The organism is Ruegeria sp. HKCCD4884, assembly GCF_013110855.1.
Lineage (GTDB): Bacteria > Pseudomonadota > Alphaproteobacteria > Rhodobacterales > Rhodobacteraceae > Ruegeria.
Genome location: NZ_WVRJ01000005.1, coordinates 129712 through 149862, shown reverse-complemented (window position 1 = coordinate 149862; position 20151 = coordinate 129712). Strand labels below are relative to the sequence as shown.

The 20151-nt window shown below is 58.4% G+C and carries 21 protein-coding genes; 20 read left to right on the top strand and 1 reads right to left on the bottom strand.

Annotated features, from left to right (window positions below; translation table 11 throughout):
• The first annotated feature begins 69 nt into the window (after nucleotides 1-69).
• The 4 genes from GS636_RS09650 to GS636_RS09635 all read left to right on the top strand — a co-directional run bounded on the left by GS636_RS09650 (nucleotide 70) and on the right by GS636_RS09635 (nucleotide 4968).
• Nucleotides 70-2265 carry a primosomal protein N' gene (locus GS636_RS09650; protein ID WP_171669292.1) on the top strand — a complete coding sequence of 732 codons (2196 nt, stop codon included), beginning with the start codon at nucleotides 70-72 and terminating at the stop codon, nucleotides 2263-2265.
• 79 nt (nucleotides 2266-2344) lie between these two features.
• Nucleotides 2345-3577, top strand: a complete 1233-nt coding sequence (locus GS636_RS09645; RefSeq protein WP_171186929.1) for an MFS transporter — start codon at nucleotides 2345-2347, stop codon at nucleotides 3575-3577.
• A gap of 66 nt (nucleotides 3578-3643) precedes the next feature.
• The gene (locus GS636_RS09640; RefSeq protein ID WP_171669291.1) at nucleotides 3644-4522 is read left to right on the top strand and encodes a 50S ribosomal protein L11 methyltransferase; all 879 of its coding nucleotides are present in this window, start codon (nucleotides 3644-3646) and stop codon (nucleotides 4520-4522) included.
• Nucleotides 4523-4623: 101 nt separating this feature from the next.
• Nucleotides 4624-4968 carry a hypothetical protein gene (locus GS636_RS09635; protein WP_171235318.1) on the top strand — a complete coding sequence of 115 codons (345 nt, stop codon included), beginning with the start codon at nucleotides 4624-4626 and terminating at the stop codon, nucleotides 4966-4968.
• Between the two features lie 103 nt (nucleotides 4969-5071).
• Here GS636_RS09635 and GS636_RS09630 read toward each other — a convergent pair whose 3' ends face one another.
• Nucleotides 5072-5287 carry a DUF1127 domain-containing protein gene (locus GS636_RS09630; protein WP_171186923.1) on the bottom strand — a complete coding sequence of 72 codons (216 nt, stop codon included), beginning with the start codon at nucleotides 5285-5287 and terminating at the stop codon, nucleotides 5072-5074.
• 334 nt (nucleotides 5288-5621) lie between these two features.
• On the opposite strand from GS636_RS09630, the gene ruvC reads away from it, so the two are divergent.
• The 16 genes from ruvC to GS636_RS09550 all read left to right on the top strand — a co-directional run bounded on the left by ruvC (nucleotide 5622) and on the right by GS636_RS09550 (nucleotide 20125).
• The gene (gene ruvC, locus GS636_RS09625) at nucleotides 5622-6119 is read left to right on the top strand and encodes a crossover junction endodeoxyribonuclease RuvC (RefSeq protein ID WP_171669290.1); all 498 of its coding nucleotides are present in this window, start codon (nucleotides 5622-5624) and stop codon (nucleotides 6117-6119) included.
• Nucleotides 6116-6793, top strand: a complete 678-nt coding sequence (ruvA, locus tag GS636_RS09620; RefSeq protein WP_171669289.1) for a Holliday junction branch migration protein RuvA — start codon at nucleotides 6116-6118, stop codon at nucleotides 6791-6793. Before ruvC ends, ruvA begins: the two co-directional genes overlap by 4 nt.
• 4 nt (nucleotides 6794-6797) lie before the next feature.
• Nucleotides 6798-7817, top strand: coding sequence for a Holliday junction branch migration DNA helicase RuvB (ruvB, locus tag GS636_RS09615; protein WP_171094214.1), 1020 nt, complete (start codon nucleotides 6798-6800; stop codon nucleotides 7815-7817).
• A 63-nt stretch (nucleotides 7818-7880) separates the two neighbouring features.
• Complete coding sequence (locus GS636_RS09610; protein ID WP_171669288.1) at nucleotides 7881-8504, top strand: hypothetical protein; 624 nt, start codon at nucleotides 7881-7883, stop codon at nucleotides 8502-8504.
• Complete coding sequence (gene ybgC / locus GS636_RS09605; RefSeq protein ID WP_171669287.1) at nucleotides 8501-8884, top strand: tol-pal system-associated acyl-CoA thioesterase; 384 nt, start codon at nucleotides 8501-8503, stop codon at nucleotides 8882-8884. The genes GS636_RS09610 and ybgC overlap by 4 nt, the downstream gene beginning before the upstream one ends.
• Before the next feature lie 110 nt (nucleotides 8885-8994).
• Nucleotides 8995-9690 carry a protein TolQ gene (tolQ, locus tag GS636_RS09600; protein WP_171186917.1) on the top strand — a complete coding sequence of 232 codons (696 nt, stop codon included), beginning with the start codon at nucleotides 8995-8997 and terminating at the stop codon, nucleotides 9688-9690.
• Between the two features lie 2 nt (nucleotides 9691-9692).
• Nucleotides 9693-10169 (top strand): protein TolR, encoded by a 477-nt coding sequence (tolR, locus tag GS636_RS09595; protein ID WP_152457226.1) that lies wholly within the window; start codon nucleotides 9693-9695, stop codon nucleotides 10167-10169.
• 9 nt (nucleotides 10170-10178) lie between these two features.
• The gene (locus GS636_RS09590) at nucleotides 10179-11282 is read left to right on the top strand and encodes an energy transducer TonB (protein WP_171669286.1); all 1104 of its coding nucleotides are present in this window, start codon (nucleotides 10179-10181) and stop codon (nucleotides 11280-11282) included.
• Nucleotides 11279-12598 (top strand): Tol-Pal system beta propeller repeat protein TolB, encoded by a 1320-nt coding sequence (tolB, locus tag GS636_RS09585; RefSeq protein WP_171094205.1) that lies wholly within the window; start codon nucleotides 11279-11281, stop codon nucleotides 12596-12598. Before GS636_RS09590 ends, tolB begins: the two co-directional genes overlap by 4 nt.
• A gap of 72 nt (nucleotides 12599-12670) precedes the next feature.
• Nucleotides 12671-13177: a peptidoglycan-associated lipoprotein Pal gene (pal, locus tag GS636_RS09580; protein ID WP_171094203.1), complete on the top strand. Its 507-nt coding sequence runs from the start codon at nucleotides 12671-12673 to the stop codon at nucleotides 13175-13177.
• A 4-nt stretch (nucleotides 13178-13181) separates the two neighbouring features.
• Nucleotides 13182-14003, top strand: coding sequence for a tol-pal system protein YbgF (gene ybgF, locus GS636_RS09575; RefSeq protein ID WP_171669285.1), 822 nt, complete (start codon nucleotides 13182-13184; stop codon nucleotides 14001-14003).
• Entirely contained in the window at nucleotides 13994-15253 is a 1260-nt protein-coding gene (gene tilS / locus GS636_RS09570; protein WP_371808714.1) for a tRNA lysidine(34) synthetase TilS, read from the top strand. The genes ybgF and tilS overlap by 10 nt, the downstream gene beginning before the upstream one ends.
• A gap of 75 nt (nucleotides 15254-15328) precedes the next feature.
• Nucleotides 15329-17245, top strand: coding sequence for an ATP-dependent zinc metalloprotease FtsH (gene ftsH / locus GS636_RS09565; protein ID WP_171094198.1), 1917 nt, complete (start codon nucleotides 15329-15331; stop codon nucleotides 17243-17245).
• Nucleotides 17246-17343: 98 nt separating this feature from the next.
• Nucleotides 17344-17919: an MOSC domain-containing protein gene (locus tag GS636_RS09560; RefSeq protein ID WP_171669283.1), complete on the top strand. Its 576-nt coding sequence runs from the start codon at nucleotides 17344-17346 to the stop codon at nucleotides 17917-17919.
• 165 nt (nucleotides 17920-18084) lie between these two features.
• Nucleotides 18085-19761 carry a formate--tetrahydrofolate ligase gene (locus GS636_RS09555; RefSeq protein ID WP_171186903.1) on the top strand — a complete coding sequence of 559 codons (1677 nt, stop codon included), beginning with the start codon at nucleotides 18085-18087 and terminating at the stop codon, nucleotides 19759-19761.
• Nucleotides 19762-19819: 58 nt separating this feature from the next.
• On the top strand, nucleotides 19820-20125 hold the full coding sequence (locus GS636_RS09550; protein WP_171669282.1) for a chorismate mutase: 306 nt from the start codon (nucleotides 19820-19822) through the stop codon (nucleotides 20123-20125).
• Nucleotides 20126-20151 lie beyond the last annotated feature (26 nt).

Below are 20151 nucleotides of genomic sequence, written 5' to 3'. Positions count from 1 at the left end.
GTTGGCCTTGGTCGCGGATGGCTTTACCTCAAAGTGAGCCATGCTGGAACCCCCTGCTAAGGATATGCTGTGAGCGCTAACGTATTTTTCGACCAAGGAGAGCTGATTGCGGTGCTGACAACGCAGCCGCTGGACCGGACGTTGGATTACAAAGCGCCCGAAGGCGGGTGTTTTCTGGGTGCGTTTGTCGAAGTGCCTTTGGGGCCACGTAAGGTTCTTGGCGTGGTCTGGGGCCCTGGGCAGGGCGGGTTTGATCTGAGCAAGGCTCGGTCCGTGATCCGGGTACTTGAGGTTGCACCGATGCGCGAAGAGATGCAGGTGTTTCTGGGTAAGGTCGCCGACTACACGCTGACACCGATGCCAGCGATGCTGCGTTTGGCAACCCGTGCGCCGGGGCTGGGGGACCCTCCGTCAATGCGCAAAGTGTATCGTCTTGGCAATGGCGAACCGGACAGGATGACCGATGCGCGATCCCGTGTGCTGGAGGTTTTGCGAGACTATGGTGGCCTCGCCTTTACACTGAAGGAACTGGCCGAGCAGGCAGGTGTAACCTCCTCTGTTGTCAAAGGGTTGGTCAAACAAGGCGCTGTCCGGGAAGAGGACAGCCCGCGCGATCTGCCGTACCCGCATCTTGATCCGAACCTGCCGGGTAAAGACCTGACCGAAGATCAGGCGGCGGCTGTGACCCGATTGCAGGCCGGACAGCGGACGGGTGATTATGGCACAACATTGCTGAAAGGCGTTACAGGTTCGGGCAAGACCGAAGTGTATCTGGAAGCCGTCGCCGAAGCCTTGCGGATGGGACGCCAGGCTTTGGTCTTGCTGCCTGAAATTGCGCTGACCGCTGAATTCCTGACACGTGTCGAGGCGCGGTTTGGTGCGCGACCGGCCGAATGGCACTCGGGCGCGACAATGACGGAACGCCGCCGGGTCTGGCGGATGGTTGGGCAGGGGGATGCACAGCTGGTTGTAGGTGCACGATCTGCATTGTTTTTGCCGTTCCGCGATTTGGGGTTGGTGGTGGTCGATGAGGAACACGACACCTCTTACAAACAGGAAGACGGCGTGCACTACAGCGCGCGGGATATGGCAGTTCTGCGTGCGGCCATTTGTGGTGCGCGGGTGATTCTGGCCAGCGCCACGCCCTCGTTGGAAAGCTGGGCCAATGCCGAAGCAGGCAAATATGAGCGGGTGGATCTGACCTCGCGCTTTGGCGCGGCGGTCCTGCCTGAGATGAAGCCCATTGATATGCGCGCTGAACAGATGCAGCCCGGAACATGGATTTCTCCGTCCCTGCGACAGGCGGTGCGGCAGCGGGTTGAAAAGGGTGAACAATCGCTGCTGTTTATAAACCGTCGTGGATATGCGCCCGTAACTCTGTGCCGGGCTTGCGGTGAGCAGATCGCCTGCGACCATTGCGACGCGCGCATGGTTGAACATCGGTTTCTGAAACGCCTGATGTGCCACCAATGCGGTGAGACCAAGCCGATGCCCGAAATCTGTCCGTCCTGCGGCGTAGAAGGCAAACTGGCCCCGGTTGGGCCGGGGATCGAGCGGCTGGCAGAAGAGGCCGAGGCGACCTTTCCGGATGCTAAGATTGCGATGCTGAGTTCCGATCTTTTCGGCTCGGCCCGTGCGCTGAAAGCCAAGATCGAAGAGATTGCCGCAGGAGATGCGGACATCATCATCGGCACTCAGTTGGTCGCCAAGGGGCATAACTTCCCCAAACTCACCTTGGTCGGCGTTATTGATGCGGACCTGTCACTGCACGGTGCCGATCTGCGCGCAGCAGAACGAACGTTTCAATTGATGCGACAGGTTGCCGGGCGTGCTGGCAGGGCGGATAAGCCGGGGCAGGCGTTGTTGCAGACGTTCCAACCAGAACACCCCGTGATCCGGGCGATCCTGTCAGGCGATGAGGAAGGATTCTGGAAAGCCGAAGCCGCTGGGCGGCAGGCGGCGGGGGTTCCCCCTTATGGGCGCATGGCCGGAATTGTGTTGTCGGGGCCGGAGGTCGGCCCGGTCTTCGATATCGGCAACGCGATGGCCCGCAACGATACCCCTGTGCGCGATGTGGGAGGGCAAGTTTTTGGCCCTGCACCAGCGCCGATTGCGCGTATTCGCGGACGGCACCGTGTGCGCCTTCTGGTCAAAGCCCCAAAAGGGGCCCCTATTCAGGACGCGATTGCCCGCTGGATCGCGCCTTTGCGTCTGAAAGGTGACATCCGCCTGACTGTCGATATCGACCCGCAGAGCTTTTACTGACCTCTGCATCAGCGCAGGGCGGCTGTGCGCCAACGGCTTCCCTCTCGCCAAGACGACTAAATGGGCGTAGAGGACCAATATGCTAAATCCCATGCCCCTCAACGAGGCGCAGAGCCTTCCGTTCTGGCGTCGTCCTGTCACGCTCTTGTTTGTGATGGCCATGACTATGCCCATCGCGTTTAACGCGTGGAGTGCTTTGCTGAACAATTTCGTCATTGAGGTGGCGAATTTTGATGGGGCCGATATTGGCCTGCTGCATACGGTACGTGAAATTCCGGGCTTTCTGGCGATTGGTGTGATCGCTGTCATCATTTTCATCCGCGAGCAGGTTCTGGCAATGATTTCGCTGATGATGCTTGGGGTGGCAACCGCTGTAACAGCCTGGTTCCCCAGCTTGGGTGGGTTGTTGTTTGTGACCCTGTTCAGCTCGATCGGGTTTCACTACTATGAAACGGTAAATCAGTCGCTGCAGCTTCAATGGCTGCCCAAGGATCGCGCGCCGCAAATTCTGGGATGGCTGGTTGCGATGGGGTCGGCAGCAACGGCGGTGGTCTACGGGTTGATCGTTCTGACCTGGGAACGCTTTGATCTGTCCTACAACTTCGTTTTCATGGCTGCAGGCGGCGTGACGGTCTTGTTGGCCCTGTTCAGCCTGATCGCCTATCCTCAGTTTGACGCCCCAACACCGCAGACCAAAAAGCTGATCCTGCGTCGCCGGTACTGGCTCTACTATGCGCTACAATTCATGGCCGGCGCACGGCGGCAGATCTTTATTGTGTTTGCCGGGTTCATGATGGTCGAAAAGTTCGGTTTCAAAGTGCATGAACTGACCAGCCTTTACCTGATCAACCTGATGATCAACATGATGGCCGCGCCTTTGCTGGGCAAAGCTGTGGCAAAGTTTGGCGAGCGGCGCACCCTGATCTTCGAATATGCCGGGCTGGCTATCGTGTTTGCGGCTTATGGCGGTATCTACTGGTTTGGCTGGGGTGTGTTGCTGGCGGCGATCCTATATGTGATCGACCATGTGCTCTTCGCACTGGCGCTCGCGCTGAAAACCTATTTTCAGAAAATCGCGGACCCGGCGGACATTGCTCCGACAGCGGCCGTGGCTTTCACGATCAACCACATCGCCGCTGTTTTCCTGCCTGCATTGCTGGGGCTTTTGTGGGTGGTTTCGCCGGGCGCAGTGTTTGGTTTGGCGGCAGCTATGGCGATTGTTTCACTTCTGTTGTCGCTGTTGATCCCGCGCCATCCCGAACCGGGCAATGAGACAACCCTGACCAAATACGCTCCAGCACCTGCGGAATAGGCTGGGCGGCTTGACCTTCTCGGCGCGGCGTCCTAGGCGCTGTGCCAACTGAGACAGGAGGCCCAGATGCCCACATTCACCGCGCTGACTACGCTGACAGGTAAGAAGGCCGCCGAAGGTCTGGGCGAAGCCATGGAGCGTTTGGAGCCGGAACCCATCGGTGTTGGTGTGTTCGAGGTCGAGGACGGTTCGGGCCTGTGGGAAGTGGGCGGCTTTTTCACCGAAGCCCCAGACGAAACCGCGCTGGCGGTCCTTGCGGCTGCGTTCGAGGCGAAGCCCTTTGTCGTGTCTGAGCTGCCCGAAACCGACTGGGTCGCACATGTGCGCCGCGAGCTTGCGCCAGTCGAAGCAGGGCGGTTCTTTGTCTACGGCAGCCATGATGCCGACAAGCTGCCCGAAGGCCGCATTCCGTTGCTGATCGAGGCTGCAATGGCCTTTGGCACCGGGCATCACGGCACGACATTGGGATGCTTGAAAGCATTGGATCGCTTGTTGGACGAAGGATTTACTGCATCGAAAGTGGCGGATATTGGCTGTGGTACGGCTGTTTTGGCCATGGCCGCCGCTCGGGTCTGGGATGGTGACATCATCGCCAGCGATATCGACGAAGTCGCCGTTGACGTGGCCGAGGCGAACCTGAAGGCAAACGGTATGTCAGGTGCAGTGAAATGCGTCGAGGCCGCTGGCTTCGATCATCCTGACCTCAAAGCACACGCCCCGTTTGATCTGATCTTTGCCAATATTCTGAAGGGTCCGCTGGTGGCGCTATCGCCTGAAATCTCCGCGAATCTGCGCCCCGGAGGGTATGCGATATTGTCGGGAATCCTTAACGAGCAGGCAGATGATGTGGTTTCCGTTTATTCTCAAAACGAGTTCAATCTTACGCACAGGGGTGAGATTGGTGAATGGACGACCCTAATTTTAAGCAAACAGGGCGCGAATTAGGCCATTTGCAGGAGTTTTGTGGAATTTTGCCACGCTTTTGTCGCAATCTCTAATTACCGTTTTCTGATCAAAGTCGAGGGGGGCGGTTTTTGGAGGCTGCCATGACGGGTAAACAACTGGAGTTCAATCAGCGCGTTAATCGCCTGAACAAGAAGCATCAGAAGATGAGCCGGGGCTATCGCGCAACGATGCGCAAGGATGGTCTGGTGGTCATGAGGCCGCAACGGGTCAGTTCTGCCGTGCCAGTACGGGTCCTGCTGTTCACGCTTGTTGCGTTCTTTGTGTTCAAAGCGTTTCTTTTGTCTCACCTTGGGCCGACGGGATATCAATACAGAATCGACAGCCTGAACGAAGGCACCAAAGTGGAACAGGCAGGGGCTTGGGTGATGCAGATCGATCCTGTATCTCAGGCTCTGTCCCAGCAAATGAACAAGCTGCTCTTCTGAATTTTAAGCATTAATCAAAAAAACACCGCGTGCCGTTCGGGCGCGCGGTGTTTCTTTTGCCCTCACGACGAAAAAGCCAGGGGCGTGTAAGTGGTGGTCAGGATTACCGACGGCCTTCGGCGATGGCGTCAATGTCGCCACGGCACAGGCCGATGTCTTCCAGTTCGCGGTCGCTCAGAACGATCAGCGCGTTGCGGGTTACGCGGGCGTCATTCCATTCGATTGCGGCGTTCACGGCCGATACGAAATACGCGCCGATACGGCCAACGAGGCCGAACGAGCCAGTGGTGGCGATGCGGGTAGTGTCCAGTGCAGCCATATCCTGTTTCCTTCTGGTTTGTGTTCACTTTTCAATCTTGCGATCTGAGCGGCATCTAGTGCCGCCAATTAGTGTGTACAAGTACAGTTTTTGCATGTGTCCTATGCATTTTTTGCAATGCTCTGAAATGCTGAAACCCCCTTAATTTATTGGTAAATTTGCGTTAACAAAGGTGCCGTTTTCAGACCTTTTTGACGTCGTAAATCTGCTTTGGGGTCGCGACTGAGATACAGGTGTCGCTTTCAGACTTCAGGTCAATTCGCTTGGAAAATGTTCACGCTTCGTGCTAGGCGTTGAAAAAAGATCACAAAACCCGAGCAGGCCGAGGCACAACATGCGAATTCTGGGCATTGATCCGGGGCTTAGGACCCTGGGATGGGGCGTCATCGAATCAAATGGCAGCCGACTGAGCCATATTGCCAATGGATTGTGCAAGTCAGATGGGGATGATCTGGGTGAGCGTCTGCTGTCGCTGCACAACCAAATTGTTGAGGTGATCGCCGATCACCGGCCGGATCAGGCTGCGATCGAACAGACATTTGTGAACAAGGATGGGGCGGGGACGCTCAAACTGGGTCAGGCGCGGGGCGTTGCGTTGCTGACATTGGCGCAGGCTGGATTGCCAGTTGGCGAATACGCTCCCAATCGGGTCAAGAAGACCGTGGTTGGCGTTGGCCACGCCGAGAAAGAGCAGGTTATCCATATGGTCAAGCTGCAGTTGCCGGGGTGTTCGCCGAAAGGTGCCGACGCTGCAGATGCGCTGGCGATTGCCATCTGTCACGCCTATTACGGAAAGACACAGCAGGCGCGTGTGAAAGAGGTGCGGGCATGATTGGCAAACTGACAGGGCGGCTGGATTACCGAGCAGCAGATCACGTTCTGATCGATGTGCGAGGCGTAGGCTATATCGTTTATTGCTCCGACCGGACCATGGCCGCGTTGCCGGGCGTGGGCGAGGCCGTCTCGATCTATACCGACATGGTCGTGCGCGAAGATCTGATGCAGCTTTATGGGTTTCTGTCGCTGGTCGAAAAGGAATGGCATCGCCTTTTGTGCTCGGTTCAGGGCGTTGGTGCAAAGGTGTCATTGGCAATCCTCAGCGCTTTGGGGCCGGATGGTGTAAGCCGCGCCATTGCCCTGGGCGATTGGGGTGCAGTCAAAGCGGCCAAAGGCGTAGGGCCTAAAACGGCGCAGCGGATTGTGCTGGACCTCAAGGACAAAGCGCCGGGTGTCATGGCCATGGGCGGCACGGTCGCCGAGGCGCTGGATGGGCCAGCGCTTGAGGTAGTGGAACTGGCCGAACCCGCGCCAGCGCCAAAACGGTCATCGAAACCTCCATCGGGGGCTGCAGCAGCGTCTGCCGGGGCGTTGTCGGCGTTGGCCAATCTTGGATATGGACCGTCTGACGCAGCAGCCGCTGTAGCTGAAGCTGCGGCAAGCCAGCCCGAAGCGGGCGAGGCTGATCTGATCCGAGCCGCGCTCAGACTTCTGGCTCCGAAAGGGTAAGTGAATGGTAGACGCTGATCCCACCCTGCGCCCAGATCCTCTGCCCGAGGACAACGACCGCGCCTTGCGCCCACAGGGGCTGAACGAATTCATCGGTCAGGCCGAGGCGCGGGCTAACCTGCGCATCTTTATCCAGTCTGCCAAGCAACGGGGCGAGGCGATGGACCATACCTTGTTCCATGGCCCGCCGGGATTGGGGAAAACGACTCTCGCGCAGATCATGGCGCGTGAGCTGGGTGTCAACTTTCGTATGACCTCTGGCCCGGTTCTGGCCAAGGCGGGTGATCTGGCGGCGATCCTGACCAATCTGGAAGCACGCGATGTGCTGTTCATCGATGAAATCCACCGTTTGAACCCGGCGGTGGAAGAGGTGCTGTATCCCGCGATGGAGGATTTCGAGCTGGATCTGGTGATCGGCGAAGGACCTGCGGCGAGAACCGTGCGGATCGAGTTGCAGCCGTTCACGCTGGTGGGGGCCACCACACGGATGGGGCTGCTGACGACTCCACTGCGCGACAGGTTCGGCATCCCGACGCGACTGCAATTTTATACGGTCGATGAATTGCATGAGATCGTCACGCGCAACGCGCGGAAGCTGGGCGCGCCTGCAGATGATGATGGCGCACGAGAGATTGCGCGAAGGTCTCGTGGCACCCCTCGGATTGCGGGGCGGTTGCTGCGGCGGGTTGTGGACTTTGCCATCGTTGAAGGCGACGGGCGGATCACGCGCGAACTGGCGGACGGAGCTTTGACACGGCTGGGTGTGGATCATTTGGGACTGGATGGCGCGGACCGTCGGTATCTGAAGCTGATCGCTGAAAACTATGGTGGCGGTCCCGTTGGGATCGAGACGATGTCGGCGGCCTTGTCTGAAAGCCGCGACTCGCTGGAAGAAGTTATCGAACCCTTTCTGTTGCAGCAGGGATTGATTCAACGCACCCCGAGGGGGCGGATGTTGGCGCAAAAGGCGTGGACCCATTTGGGTATGGCTGCACCTAAGCGGCAGAGCGATCTGTTTGGTTGAAGCCCGGGCGCAGAGATTCTAAGCCTTCCGCGAGAGTATTTTTGAAAAGATGAAGGGTTGGGCGTGACACCGGAAGAGATCGAGGCGCTGTTCACGCGCGAAAGCGGTGAGTTTCTGTTTGCCCGCTGGGGGCGGCCGATTGTGCCAATCGTGTTTGGTGTTGAAGACGAGACGCTGGCCACGGTGAAAGGTGCGTTTGAGGCCGTTGTCACTTTGGCTGGGCATCAGATGGCAGAAACCGATCCAGAGCTTGGTGCCAATTGCATGGTCTTCTTTTTTCGGGACTGGCAGGAATTGCTGGAAGTGCCGGATCTTGATCGACTGATCCCGGACCTTGGGCCATTGGTGGAACGCCTGGTGGCTGCGGATGCCAATCAGTATCGCATATTCCGGTTTGAGGAAGACGGCGCAATTCGCGCAGCCTTTGTGTTCCTACGCATGGACAAGGAATTGTCCAAGGTTCCGGCGGAAACGCTTGCCCTTAGCCAGGTGGTGCAGACAGCCTTGCTTTGGTCCGATACTGCGTTTCGCACGCAATCACCGCTGGCTGTCGCAGGCGAGGCAACGATCCTGCGCCCTGACATTGCTGCATTGATCCGGGCCGCTTATGATCCGGTCCTACCCGGGGCGGCGCAGGATGCGTCTCATGCACTCAGGCTGTTTGCCCGGCTGGAGCTGCCACAATGAAACACACGTACCCGGTTCGCGTTTACTATGAAGACACCGACATGGGTGGTGTCGTCTATCACGCGAATTATCTGCGGTACATTGAACGTGCCCGCTCGGATTGGGTGCGCAATCTGGGCAATGATCAGAACGCAATGCGCGAGGAAGGCATTGTTTGGGTCGTGCGGCGGGTTGAGGCCGATTATCTTTCGCCTGCCAAGTTTGATGACGAATTGATTGTTGAAACCGAAGTGACTGAGATTTCCGGCGTGCGCCTGACCATGGCGCAGTTGGTTCGGCGGGGGGAAACCGAAATCTTTCGCGCCTCGGTGACGGCCGTGTGCATCAACAAGGATGGCAAACCGATCCGCCTTCCGGCAGAGATTCGCGCATTGATGTAACAATTTGCGGACCAAGGGTGGTTCTGTTGGCTTTTCAACCCCAACTGCGTTAGCGTTTGGCAAAACAAGGCCAAGAAAACGGCCGTGAGGCAAAAACAAAGAGCAGGTTCATGGAAGCTGAAACGCTGGCGCTGGCGCAGGAGATCGATTTCTCCATGTGGGGGCTGTATGCCCGCGCGACCTTTATCGTCAAATTGGTGATGCTGATGCTGATCGGTGCATCGATCTGGTCCTGGGGCATTATCATCCAAAAGCTGATCAACTATCGGGCCGCGCGTCGTGAGGCGCAGGTGTTCGACGAAAGTTTCTGGTCGGGCAACCCTTTGGATGAGCTGTTTGAGCAGATCGGAACGCAACCGGACGGCAGTTCTGAAAAGATCTTTGCCGCAGGTATGATCGAATGGCGAAGGTCACACCGTAATGATGGTGGCCTGATCGCCGGTGCAACTGCGCGGATCGACCGATCGATGGATGTTGCCATCGCAAAAGAGGCAGAGACCTTGCAGAAAGGGTTGCCCATTTTGGCCACGGTGGGCTCGACCGCACCGTTTATTGGCCTGTTCGGTACCGTCTGGGGCATCATGAACGCCTTTATCGAAATTGCCGAGCAGCAGAACACCAATCTGGCCGTTGTCGCCCCTGGTATTGCCGAAGCGCTGTTGGCGACGGGTCTGGGTTTGTTGGCCGCGATCCCGGCGGTTATTTTCTACAACAAGCTCAGTGCGGATAGTGATCGGATCGTTGGCGGGTATGAGGCTTTTGCCGATGAGTTCGCCACCATTCTGTCGCGTCAGTTGGACAGCTGACCATGGGCGCGGCGGTTCAGCAATCTTCGGGTGGCAACGGGCGCAGACGCGGACGGCGTCGCGGGCGCGCTCAGCCCATGGCCGAGATCAACGTGACCCCGTTTGTGGACGTCATGCTGGTGTTGCTGATCATATTCATGGTCGCGGCACCGCTGCTGACCGTGGGTGTTCCTGTCGATCTGCCTAAGACTGCGGCAAGCGCTTTGCCCGGTGACAACGAGGAACCATTGACCGTGACGCTCACCGCAGATGGGCGCGTGCAAATCCAGACGACGGATGTCTTGCGCGAAGAGTTGATTGGCAAGCTGCGCGCGATTGCGGCAGAGCGGAGCAGTGACCGTGTGTTCCTGCGCGCTGATGGTGCAATTCCCTACGCGCAGGTGATGCAGGTCATGGGCGCGCTGAATGCGGGCGGGTTTTCTAACGTTGGCCTTGTGACCGATACGGGCGGGCCGACGCTGGATGAAGGTGGAGAGTGAGGTCGCACGGTGGATACCGGCACCAAGATTTCGGCGATTGCGCATGTCAGCCTGATTGGCGTCGCGCTTTTTGGCGGCACCTTCCGGTCCGAACCGTTGCCGATGGCCGTGCAGGATGTTTCCGTGATTACCGCTGAACAGTTTGCGGCCATGACTGCGCAGCGCGACGCGCCTGACGTTTCCGAAGTACCGGCTGCTCTGCAGCAACCACCCGAACCTGAGCAGACCGAAACCACCGCTCCGGAGGCGGTGGTTGAGGAACAGCCGCGCCCCGAACCCGTGGTTCCTGCTGAACCTGACCCTGAACCTGCGCCCGTTATCGTTGAAGCCCCGCCAGAGCCCGAGCTGCCGGAAGAGCCACCTTCATTGGCCGAGCCTGAGGTGGAAACCGTTGCACAGCCCGTGCAGCCCGAGCCTGAGGCGCAGCCGCGCCCTGCTGACCGCGTTGCGCCTGAGGCGATTGCGCCGCCGCCGCCCGAGGCAACGCCGGATGAGTTTGAAACGCCACCGGTGTCCTTGGGTGAGGGCGCTGAGGTGCAGCAGGAACAGCAAGATCAGACCGCGCCAGAAGAGGCCGCGCCGGAAATTGTAACCGAGGCGGAAGAGACCAAGGAACCCCTTCTCAGTTCACCTCGTCCGCGCACACGCCCCAACCGGCCCAGCCCGCCGCCGGAACCAGAAGTTGCTGAAACGCCCGAGGCGACCCCGGAACCTGAAACACAGGCAGACGAAACTGCGATCAACGATGCCTTGGCTGAGGCTCTGGGTGCTGGCACCGAGCCTTCAGGTCCTCCGCTCACCAGCGGCGAAAAAGATGCAATGCGACTGGCTGTGTCCAGATGCTGGAACGTAGGTTCACTGTCTACAGATGCACTGAACACGGTGGTTGTTGTTGCGTTTTCGCTGAACCGTGATGGTACAGTTGTAGGCGGCAGTATTCGGATGCTGGACAGCTCGGGCGGGTCTGCCAGTGCCGCCAATCAGGCTTACCAGGCTGCCCGACGCGCGATTTTGCGCTGTGGCGCCAAAGGATATGACTTGCCTGCTGACAAATACGCTCAGTGGCAGGATGTTGAGATTACATTCAATCCCGAGAGGATGCGGATCAAATGATGAAACTTCTGACCAGCCTCTTTGTCGGTCTGACCCTGATGTCTGCGCCGGTTTACGCACAAAATGGCCCCCTGCGACTGGAATTGGACCAGGGTATTATCGAGCCTTTGCCGTTTGCGGTTCCCAATTTCGTGCCCGATAGCCCCTCGGCGGCACAATACGCGCAGGATATTTCGCGTGTGGTGGCAGCGGATTTGACCGGGACAGGCCTGTTTCGCGAAATCTCATCGGATGCGTTCATCAGCCGGGTCAGCAGTTTTGAAGCGCCGGTTCAGTTCGCTGACTGGAAAGCGATTAACGCAGATGCACTGGTCACCGGGGCAGTCAATGTCTCGGGCAAAAGATTGACGGTTCGGTTCCGTGTCTGGGATGTGTTCTCGGGTCAGGAGCTGGGCACCGGACTGCAACTGGCAGGTACGACTGATGGTTGGCGTCGCATGGCGCATAAGGTGGCTGATCAGGTCTATAGCCGGATCACGGGCGAAGGAGGGTATTTCGACAGCCGCGTGGCTTTTGTGTCGGAAAGCGGACCCAAGGATCAACGCCTCAAACGGTTGGCGATCATGGATTACGACGGCGCAAATGTGCAGTACCTGACCGACAGTTCCGCCATCGTGCTGGCACCGCGCTTTTCACCCACAGGTGACCGGTTGCTGTATACCAGCTATGAAAGCGGCGCCCCGCGCATTTATGTTCTGGATGTCGGACGCGTGAAACGGCAGGAACTCAAGACCCAGGACGGCACCATGAGCTTCTCGCCCCGTTTCTCGCCGGATGGTCGGTCGATCGTGTATTCGCTGATTCAGGGCGGGAACACGGATTTGTGGAAGATGGATCTGGCCTCGGGTCAAAGTACACGCCTGACCAACACGCCTGCAATCGAAACGGCACCCAGCTATTCACCGGATGGCAGCCGCATCGTTTTTGAAAGCGACCGGTCGGGCACGCCGCAGCTCTACGTGATGCCCGCAAACGGGGGTGAGGCAACGCGGATCAGCTTTGGCGCGGGGCGCTATGGCACCCCGGTTTGGTCGCCGCGCGGCGATTTGATTGCCTTTACCAAGCAAAACAAAGGCCGGTTCCACATTGGCGTCATGCGCACAGACGGGTCGGAAGAGCGGTTGCTGACTGCGTCATTCCTGGACGAAGGCCCCACCTGGTCGCCCAATGGACGCGTCATAATGTTTACCCGCGAAACGCAGGGGGCCAGCGGGCGGGCCTCGCTATATTCAGTGGATATATCGGGCCGCAACCTGCGCCCGGTACGCACGCCGGATGGCGGCAGCGACCCGTCATGGGGCCCATTGCAGAATTGATCGCAGTAAAGTTCACAACGAATCGCGCCTGTGGTAGACAGGCGGCAATAATCAAAACACGAGGCACTTGAAATGAACGTATTGAGCAAAGTTCTGGCGCTGGGCGCACTGAGTGTGATTGCCGCCTGTTCAAATAACGACCCTTCCGCATTGGGGGGCGGTGGCGCAGGTGGCACTGGCGCTATCGTGCCGGGCTCGCCAAGCGACCCACGTTCGCCGGCGTATTTCCAGCAGACGGTTGGCGACCGTGTCCTTTTCGCGGTTGATCAGTCCACCCTTACGCCGCAGGCACAAACCGTGCTGCAAGGGCAGGCTGAATGGCTGCTGGCCAACCCTGATTTTGTTGCAACCATCGAAGGGCACGCGGATGAGCAGGGGACGCGGGAATACAACCTTGCACTGGGTGCGCGCCGGGCTAACGCTGCGCGCGAGTATCTGATTTCCCGTGGGGTGGCGGGCAACCGTCTTAAAACAGTCAGCTACGGCAAGGAACGCCCGATCGAGATTTGCAGCACCGAGGACTGCTATTCCAAAAACCGCCGCGCGGTGACGGTGCTGACCGGGTCAACTTTGGGGTAAGACGATGCGTATTGCAGGATGGGTTTTGGCAGCCGTCATGGCGACGGCGGGTGTGGCTAAGGCACAGGATCAGCAGACCCTGGCGGATATTCGTCAGGAGCTGACTGTGCTGCATGTCGAGATACAGCGCCTGAAGCGCGAGTTTTCCACCACCGGGTCGCCTGCGCCAAACCTGTCCGGCAGTTCGGTGCTTGAGCGTGTCGACGCGATTGAAGCAGAGCTTCAGCGTCTGACGCGCCAGACAGAGCAATTGAACCAACGGGTCCAGAATATCGTCACTGACGGCACAAACCGGATTGGTGACCTGGAGTTCCGGTTGGTCGAACTGGAAGGCGGAGACCTGTCCGCGCTTGAGGAAACATCGACTTTGGGCGGTGACACTGTGTCAGAAACAGGCTCGGCGAACGTTGCAACGACACCTGCAACTGACCAAACCGAGCTTGCCGTGGGCGAGCGCGCAGATTTCGATACGGCGTCGCAAGCTTTGACCGATGGAGATTTCCAGACCGCCGCCACCATGTTCGCGCAGTTCGAGGCAAATTATCCCGGCAGCCCTCTGGCCCCTGAAGCGAACCTTAAACGAGGCCACGCCCTTGAAGGTCTGGGCGACACCCGCGAAGCGGCCCGTGCCTTTTTGGCCAGCTTTACCGGTGATTCCGAGGGGGCCTTTGCCCCCGAGGCTCTGTACGAGCTGGGCGCGGCATTGGGCCGATTGGGACAAACCGATCAGGCTTGCATCACGCTGAATGAGGTCGGGGTGCGTTTCCCCTCTGCGCCCGCGTTGTCGAATGCCACGCAAGAGATGACTGCCCTGGGGTGTTCTTGAGCACTCAGCCAGACAGCCTGATTTCCGACCTTCGGAATCGGTTGCCGGACAATTTGCCCAGCAAATTGGGGATAGCAGTATCAGGTGGTGGAGATTCCGTCGCTTTGATGCATCTTTTGCACACAGTTGCGCAAACCGAGGCAATCACTCTTTACGCAGTCACAGTTGATCATGGTTTGCGCCCGGAAGCCGCGCAGGAGGCCGAGGCTGTGGCCCGTGAGGCGGCGGCTCTTGGAGTGCAGCACGACATTTTGAGGTGGTCGGGTTGGGACGAAAAAGGCAATCTTCAGGATCAAGCGCGACAAGCGCGGTACAGTCTGATGATAAACTGGGCGAAGGCCCGTGATATCGGTGCAATTGCCTTGGGACACACAGCAGACGATCAGGCCGAAACACTGCTGATGCGGTTGGGTCGATCCTCTGGCGTGACGGGTCTGTCAGGTATGTCGCCCGTGCGGCAAAGGGATGGGGTAACGTTGCTGCGCCCAATGCTGGGGATCACTCGCGACAGGCTGCGCGCCTACCTAACTGAAATCGGAGCGAGTTGGGTTGAGGATCCATCGAATCAGGACATGCGATTTGACCGGATCAAGGCCCGCGATGCCTTGCAAAGCCTTTCGTCCTTGGGAATCGATGCGCTGTCTTTATCTCGTGTGGCGGAAAATTTGGCTCAGGCGCATAGGGCGTTGGCCGTGTTTGCGCAGGAATCCGCGCGGAATGTGGCACAGGTTGACCACAGCGATGTGAGGGTGGACCAGGCTGGCTTTGCCGCGTTGCCGCGGGAAATCCAGAGACGCGTGTTGCTGGGATCACTTCAATGGATTGCGGGGCAGGGCTATCCCCCGCGCCAGTCGGCTTTGGAGCAGGCTATGGATGCGGTAATTCACGGTCAAGCCGTGTCAATTGCCGGATGTCTGCTCGTGCCAAAAGGCGCGAGTGTTTGGATTTGCAGGGAATTTAAGGCCGTGGAGGGCCAAATTGCCGCATCTGGCACTGTTTGGGATAGCAAATGGGTGCTGACCGGCCCGGATACCCCAGACGTGGAAATCCGGGCGTTGGGCGAAAAAGGGTTGCAGCAGGTTCCGGATTGGCGCGCCACAGGGCGTCCCAGGCTTGCTTTGACCGCAACGCCTGCCGTTTGGGCGGGTGAAACGGTGCTTGCAGCCCCACTTGCGGGATTTGCCAATGGATGGCAGGCTGATCCTGTGTCGGATTGGCCCACGTTTGACGCATCTTTTTTATCGCATTGAACATAGAACAATCCTCTCTATTTTAAGAGACAACTTGGCAGTTCCTCACCTGCCGAATCTTTTGGGAGATTTTCCTTGGGCAACGCTCGCAATATCGCGTTTTGGGTCGTTCTGTTCCTGCTTATTCTGGCACTGTTCAATCTGTTCAGTGGACCGGGCGGAACGCTTCAGAGCAATGAGAGAACATATTCCGACTTTGTCGGTGCCGTCCAAAGTGGTGAAGTCAAAAACGTGACGCTGGATGGCGAGCAGATTCGCTATACCACCGAAAGCGGTGCGACCTATGTCACCATCAAGCCCGGCGACGCCGAGGTAACAAAGCTGCTGATCGATGAGAACATTCCAGTTCAAGCGGTCAAACAACAGCAGTCTGGGTTCCAGTCGTTCCTGATCACGCTGCTGCCCTTCCTGCTGCTGATCGGCGTTTGGGTTTACTTCATGAACCGGATGCAGGGCGGCGGCAAAGGCGGTGCGATGGGCTTTGGCAAGTCCAAGGCCAAGATGCTGACCGAAAAGCATGGCCGTGTGACCTTTGACGACGTGGCTGGCATCGACGAAGCCAAGGAAGAGCTGGAAGAGATCGTGGAATTTCTGCGTAACCCGCAGAAGTTCAGCCGCCTCGGCGGCAAGATTCCAAAAGGCGCGTTGCTGGTTGGCCCTCCGGGTACAGGTAAAACACTTCTGGCCCGCGCGATTGCAGGTGAGGCGGGTGTTCCGTTCTTCACCATTTCCGGTTCGGACTTTGTTGAGATGTTCGTGGGTGTTGGTGCATCCCGCGTACGCGACATGTTCGAACAGGCCAAGAAGAACGCGCCTTGTATTGTGTTCATCGACGAGATCGACGCTGTGGGCCGCCACCGTGGTGCCGGTTACGGCGGCGGTAACGACGAACGCGAACAGACCCTCAACCAATTGCTGGTTGAAATGGACGGGTTTGAGGCAAACGAAGGTGTGATCATCCTGGCGGCGACCAACCGTAAAGATGTTCTGGACCCCGCGCTGCTGCGTCCGGGCCGGTTCGACCGCAACGTGACCGTCGGGAACCCCGACATCAAAGGGCGCGAGAAAATCTTGGGCGTGCACGCGCGCAAAACACCTCTGGGCCCCGATGTCGATCTGCGCATCATTGCACGAGGCACGCCGGGCTTTTCGGGTGCTGATCTGGCGAACCTTGTGAACGAGGCTGCGCTTATGGCCGCTCGTGTGGGTCGTCGCTTTGTCACCATGGAAGACTTTGAGAACGCCAAAGACAAGGTGATGATGGGGGCCGAGCGCCGCTCGATGGTGCTGACGCAGGACCAGAAGGAAAAGACGGCTTATCACGAGGCCGGTCATGCTGTTGTCGGTCTGGAACTGCCGCTGTGCGATCCGGTCTATAAGGCCACGATCATCCCGCGCGGCGGTGCGCTGGGTATGGTTGTTTCGCTGCCGGAAATGGACCGCCTGAATTACCACCGCGATGAATGTGAGCAGAAACTGGCGATGACCATGGCCGGTAAAGCGGCTGAGGTGATCAAATACGGTGAAGACCACGTCTCGAACGGCCCCGCCGGTGACATCATGCAGGCCAGTCAATTGGCGCGCGCGATGGTGATGCGATGGGGGATGTCAGACAAGGTGGGCAACATCGATTATGCCGAGGCGCATGAGGGCTATCAGGGCAACACTGCCGGGTTCTCGGTGTCCGCGCATACCAAAGAGCTGATCGAAGAAGAGGTGAAGCGCCTGATCCAGCAAGGCTATGAGCGCGCTCACAAGATCCTGACAGACAAGAACGAAGAATGGGAGCGTTTGGCACAAGGTCTGCTGGAATACGAAACCCTGACCGGCGACGAGATCAAGCGCGTCATGAATGGTGAATCGCCGACCGAAGGCGATGACGAAGGCGACAAGCCGGACGAAGGCAATGCACCCAGCGTTACGGCCATTCCCAAGACGAAGGCAAAGAAGTCCCCGCCCGAGGGCGGGATGGAGCCTGAACCCACCACATAATCACCAAAGACCCGGGCCGAGGCCCGGGTCTCTTTTCTTTTCTTCAGGTCCTTGCCGGGCAATATGCGCCCGTAAGTGCCAAGGAACAGGGAAACAACATGCCGTTTTTGCGGGAAACTGAATACGCAGCCGAAGTGGTTTGGCTCGGCTATGTCCCTGCTGGGCAATCGCTGCGCGCCGAAACGGTCCAAGCACTGGACCTGGGATTCGATGGCGTGGAGGGTGAACGGCACGCGGGTCTCAACCGTGCATCCTGTGTGCGGGTCAAGAATCTCTATTCTCAAGGCACCGAAATCCGCAACGTCCGTCAATTGTCGGTGCTTTCTGTGGAAGAACTTGAACAGATTGCTCTTGAGATGGGTCTAGATGCGCTTGATCCGGCTTACCTTGGTGCATCGATCGTGCTGAAGGGTATCCCCGATTTCTCGCACGTTCCCCCGTCCTCTCGGCTACAGGCGGGGGGTGGTTTGACGATAACTGTAGACATGGAGAACGCGCCTTGCGTTTTGCCGGGGCGCGAGATCGAGGCGGATCAACCCGGGCATGGCGCCGCGTTCAAACCTGCTGCGGCGGGGCGTCGGGGCATAACCGGGTGGATCGAACGCCCGGGGCGGATTGAGCTTGGCGATCGCTTGGCTTTGTTTGTTCCGGATCAACCCAACTGGGCACCTTAAACGGGTCAGGTTTCCGATTAGAAACCCACGAAATGACCTTACGACGCTTCGCGACACCAGAATGTCGGAATCCATGGCTATTGAGATTGTACACAAGGGTATGGAATGCGCAGCGCCGACGTTTTGCGTCGGCTTTGCACGGTATTCAATTAAGGACCCCGGCCAATGAGCTACAAATCCGATATCGAAATCGCACGTGAAGCGAACAAAAAGCCGATTCAGGAAATCGGTGCCAAAATTGGCATCGACTCTGCGGATCTGCTGCCCTACGGCCACGATAAAGCCAAGGTCAGCCAGGACTTCATCAACTCGGTTCAGGGCCGCGAAGACGGCAAGCTGATTCTGGTGACTGCGATCAACCCGACCCCTGCAGGTGAAGGCAAAACCACCACGACTGTTGGTCTGGGTGACGGCCTGAACCGCATTGGCAAGAACGCCATGATCTGTATCCGCGAAGCCTCGCTTGGCCCGAACTTCGGCATGAAGGGTGGCGCTGCAGGTGGCGGTTACGCGCAAGTTGTTCCGATGGAGGAAATGAACCTGCACTTCACCGGCGATTTCCACGCCATCACCTCAGCCCACTCGCTGCTGTCGGCGATGATCGACAACCACATCTACTGGGGCAACGAGTGCGAGATTGACACCCGCCGTGTCGCATGGCGTCGTGTGGTCGACATGAACGACCGTGCGCTGCGTCAGATCACTGCCAGCTTGGGCGGCGTGTCGAACGGCTATCCGCGTGAGGCTGGTTTCGACATCACCGTGGCGTCCGAGGTCATGGCGATCCTTTGCCTGGCCAACGACCTGAAAGACCTGGAAAAGCGTCTGGGTGATATCATCGTTGCTTACCGCCGCGACAAGACACCGGTCTACTGCCGCGACATCAAGGCCGAAGGCGCGATGACCGTTCTGCTGAAAGACGCGATGCAGCCGAACCTGGTGCAAACGCTGGAAAACAACCCGGCCTTTGTTCACGGTGGCCCCTTCGCGAACATCGCGCATGGCTGTAACTCGGTCATCGCGACCAAGACCGCTCTGAAAGTCGCTGACTATGTCGTGACCGAAGCGGGCTTTGGTGCGGATCTGGGCGCTGAAAAGTTCATGAACATCAAATGCCGCAAGGCGGGCATCGCCCCGTCGGCAGTTGTACTGGTTGCCACTGTACGCGCGATGAAAATGAACGGCGGCGTTGCGAAAGCCGATCTGGGTGCCGAAAACGTCGACGCAGTTCAGTCGGGCTGTGCCAACCTGGGTCGTCATATCGAGAACGTGAAGTCGTTTGGTGTGCCGGTCGTCGTTGCCATCAACCACTTCGTCACCGACACCGACGCCGAAGTTCAGGCCGTGAAAGACTATTGCGGCGAGCACGGGGTCGAGGCGGTTCTGTCGCGTCACTGGGAACTGGGTTCGGAAGGGTCTGCACCGCTGGCCGAAAAGGTTGTCGAAATCGTTGAAGGTGGTTCCGCGAACTTCGCGCCGATCTACCCCGACGACATGCCGCTGTTCGAGAAGATTGAAACCATCGCCAAGCGAATCTATCGCGCGGACGAGGTTCTGGCCGACAACAAGATCCGCAACCAGCTGCGCGAGTGGGAAGAAGCCGGTTACGGTAACCTGCCGGTCTGCATGGCGAAAACCCAGTACTCGTTCTCGACCGATCCGACACTGCGCGGCGCACCGACCGGCCACTCGGTTCCGGTACGTGAGGTTCGCCTGAGCGCAGGTGCTGGCTTCATCGTCGTTGTCTGCGGTGAGATCATGACAATGCCCGGTCTGCCCCGCAAACCGGCTGCTGAAACCATCTGCCTTAACGACGCAGGTGAGATCGAGGGCTTGTTCTAAGCCGCATTTTGAACCATCTCGTGGTCCGGGGACTTCCCCGGGCCATGAGGAGACCGCGATGCCCACTCTGACACCGCCGCAAGACTGTAACACGATGCAGGAATTGCGCGTTCAGATCGACCGGCTGGACCGCCAACTGATCGAAGTGCTGGTGAAACGTGCCAGTTACATCGACCGCGCGTCCCAGTTGAAACCCGGCGAGGGGCTGCCCGCCCGAATCCCGGACCGTGTCGAAGAAGTGGTACAGCGCGTGCGCAAGAGTTCCGATGAACTGGGCATGGACCCTGATCTTGCCGAAGAACTCTGGCGTATTTTGATAGACTGGTCGATTGCCCGCGAAGAGCGTGTGCTCGGCTCTGACTGACTGACCGGGCGCATTTTGCGCCCGAT

What these genes read in the sequence shown, in the direction of transcription:
- tolQ (WP_171186917.1), top strand. Translation starts at nt 8,995, where the DNA reads ATGGAAGCTGAAACGCTGGCGCTGGCGCAGGAGATCGATTTCTCCATG.
- GS636_RS09555 (WP_171186903.1), top strand. Translation starts at nt 18,085, where the DNA reads ATGAGCTACAAATCCGATATCGAAATCGCACGTGAAGCGAACAAAAAG.
- GS636_RS09560 (WP_171669283.1), top strand. Translation starts at nt 17,344, where the DNA reads ATGCCGTTTTTGCGGGAAACTGAATACGCAGCCGAAGTGGTTTGGCTC.
- tolB (WP_171094205.1), top strand. Translation starts at nt 11,279, where the DNA reads ATGATGAAACTTCTGACCAGCCTCTTTGTCGGTCTGACCCTGATGTCT.
- tolR (WP_152457226.1), top strand. Translation starts at nt 9,693, where the DNA reads ATGGGCGCGGCGGTTCAGCAATCTTCGGGTGGCAACGGGCGCAGACGC.
- ruvC (WP_171669290.1), top strand. Translation starts at nt 5,622, where the DNA reads ATGCGAATTCTGGGCATTGATCCGGGGCTTAGGACCCTGGGATGGGGC.
- ybgF (WP_171669285.1), top strand. Translation starts at nt 13,182, where the DNA reads ATGCGTATTGCAGGATGGGTTTTGGCAGCCGTCATGGCGACGGCGGGT.
- GS636_RS09630 (WP_171186923.1), bottom strand. Translation starts at nt 5,287, where the DNA reads ATGGCTGCACTGGACACTACCCGCATCGCCACCACTGGCTCGTTCGGC.
- ybgC (WP_171669287.1), top strand. Translation starts at nt 8,501, where the DNA reads ATGAAACACACGTACCCGGTTCGCGTTTACTATGAAGACACCGACATG.
- GS636_RS09640 (WP_171669291.1), top strand. Translation starts at nt 3,644, where the DNA reads ATGCCCACATTCACCGCGCTGACTACGCTGACAGGTAAGAAGGCCGCC.
- GS636_RS09550 (WP_171669282.1), top strand. Translation starts at nt 19,820, where the DNA reads ATGCCCACTCTGACACCGCCGCAAGACTGTAACACGATGCAGGAATTG.
- ruvA (WP_171669289.1), top strand. Translation starts at nt 6,116, where the DNA reads ATGATTGGCAAACTGACAGGGCGGCTGGATTACCGAGCAGCAGATCAC.
- GS636_RS09645 (WP_171186929.1), top strand. Translation starts at nt 2,345, where the DNA reads ATGCTAAATCCCATGCCCCTCAACGAGGCGCAGAGCCTTCCGTTCTGG.
- pal (WP_171094203.1), top strand. Translation starts at nt 12,671, where the DNA reads ATGAACGTATTGAGCAAAGTTCTGGCGCTGGGCGCACTGAGTGTGATT.
- GS636_RS09635 (WP_171235318.1), top strand. Translation starts at nt 4,624, where the DNA reads ATGACGGGTAAACAACTGGAGTTCAATCAGCGCGTTAATCGCCTGAAC.
- ruvB (WP_171094214.1), top strand. Translation starts at nt 6,798, where the DNA reads ATGGTAGACGCTGATCCCACCCTGCGCCCAGATCCTCTGCCCGAGGAC.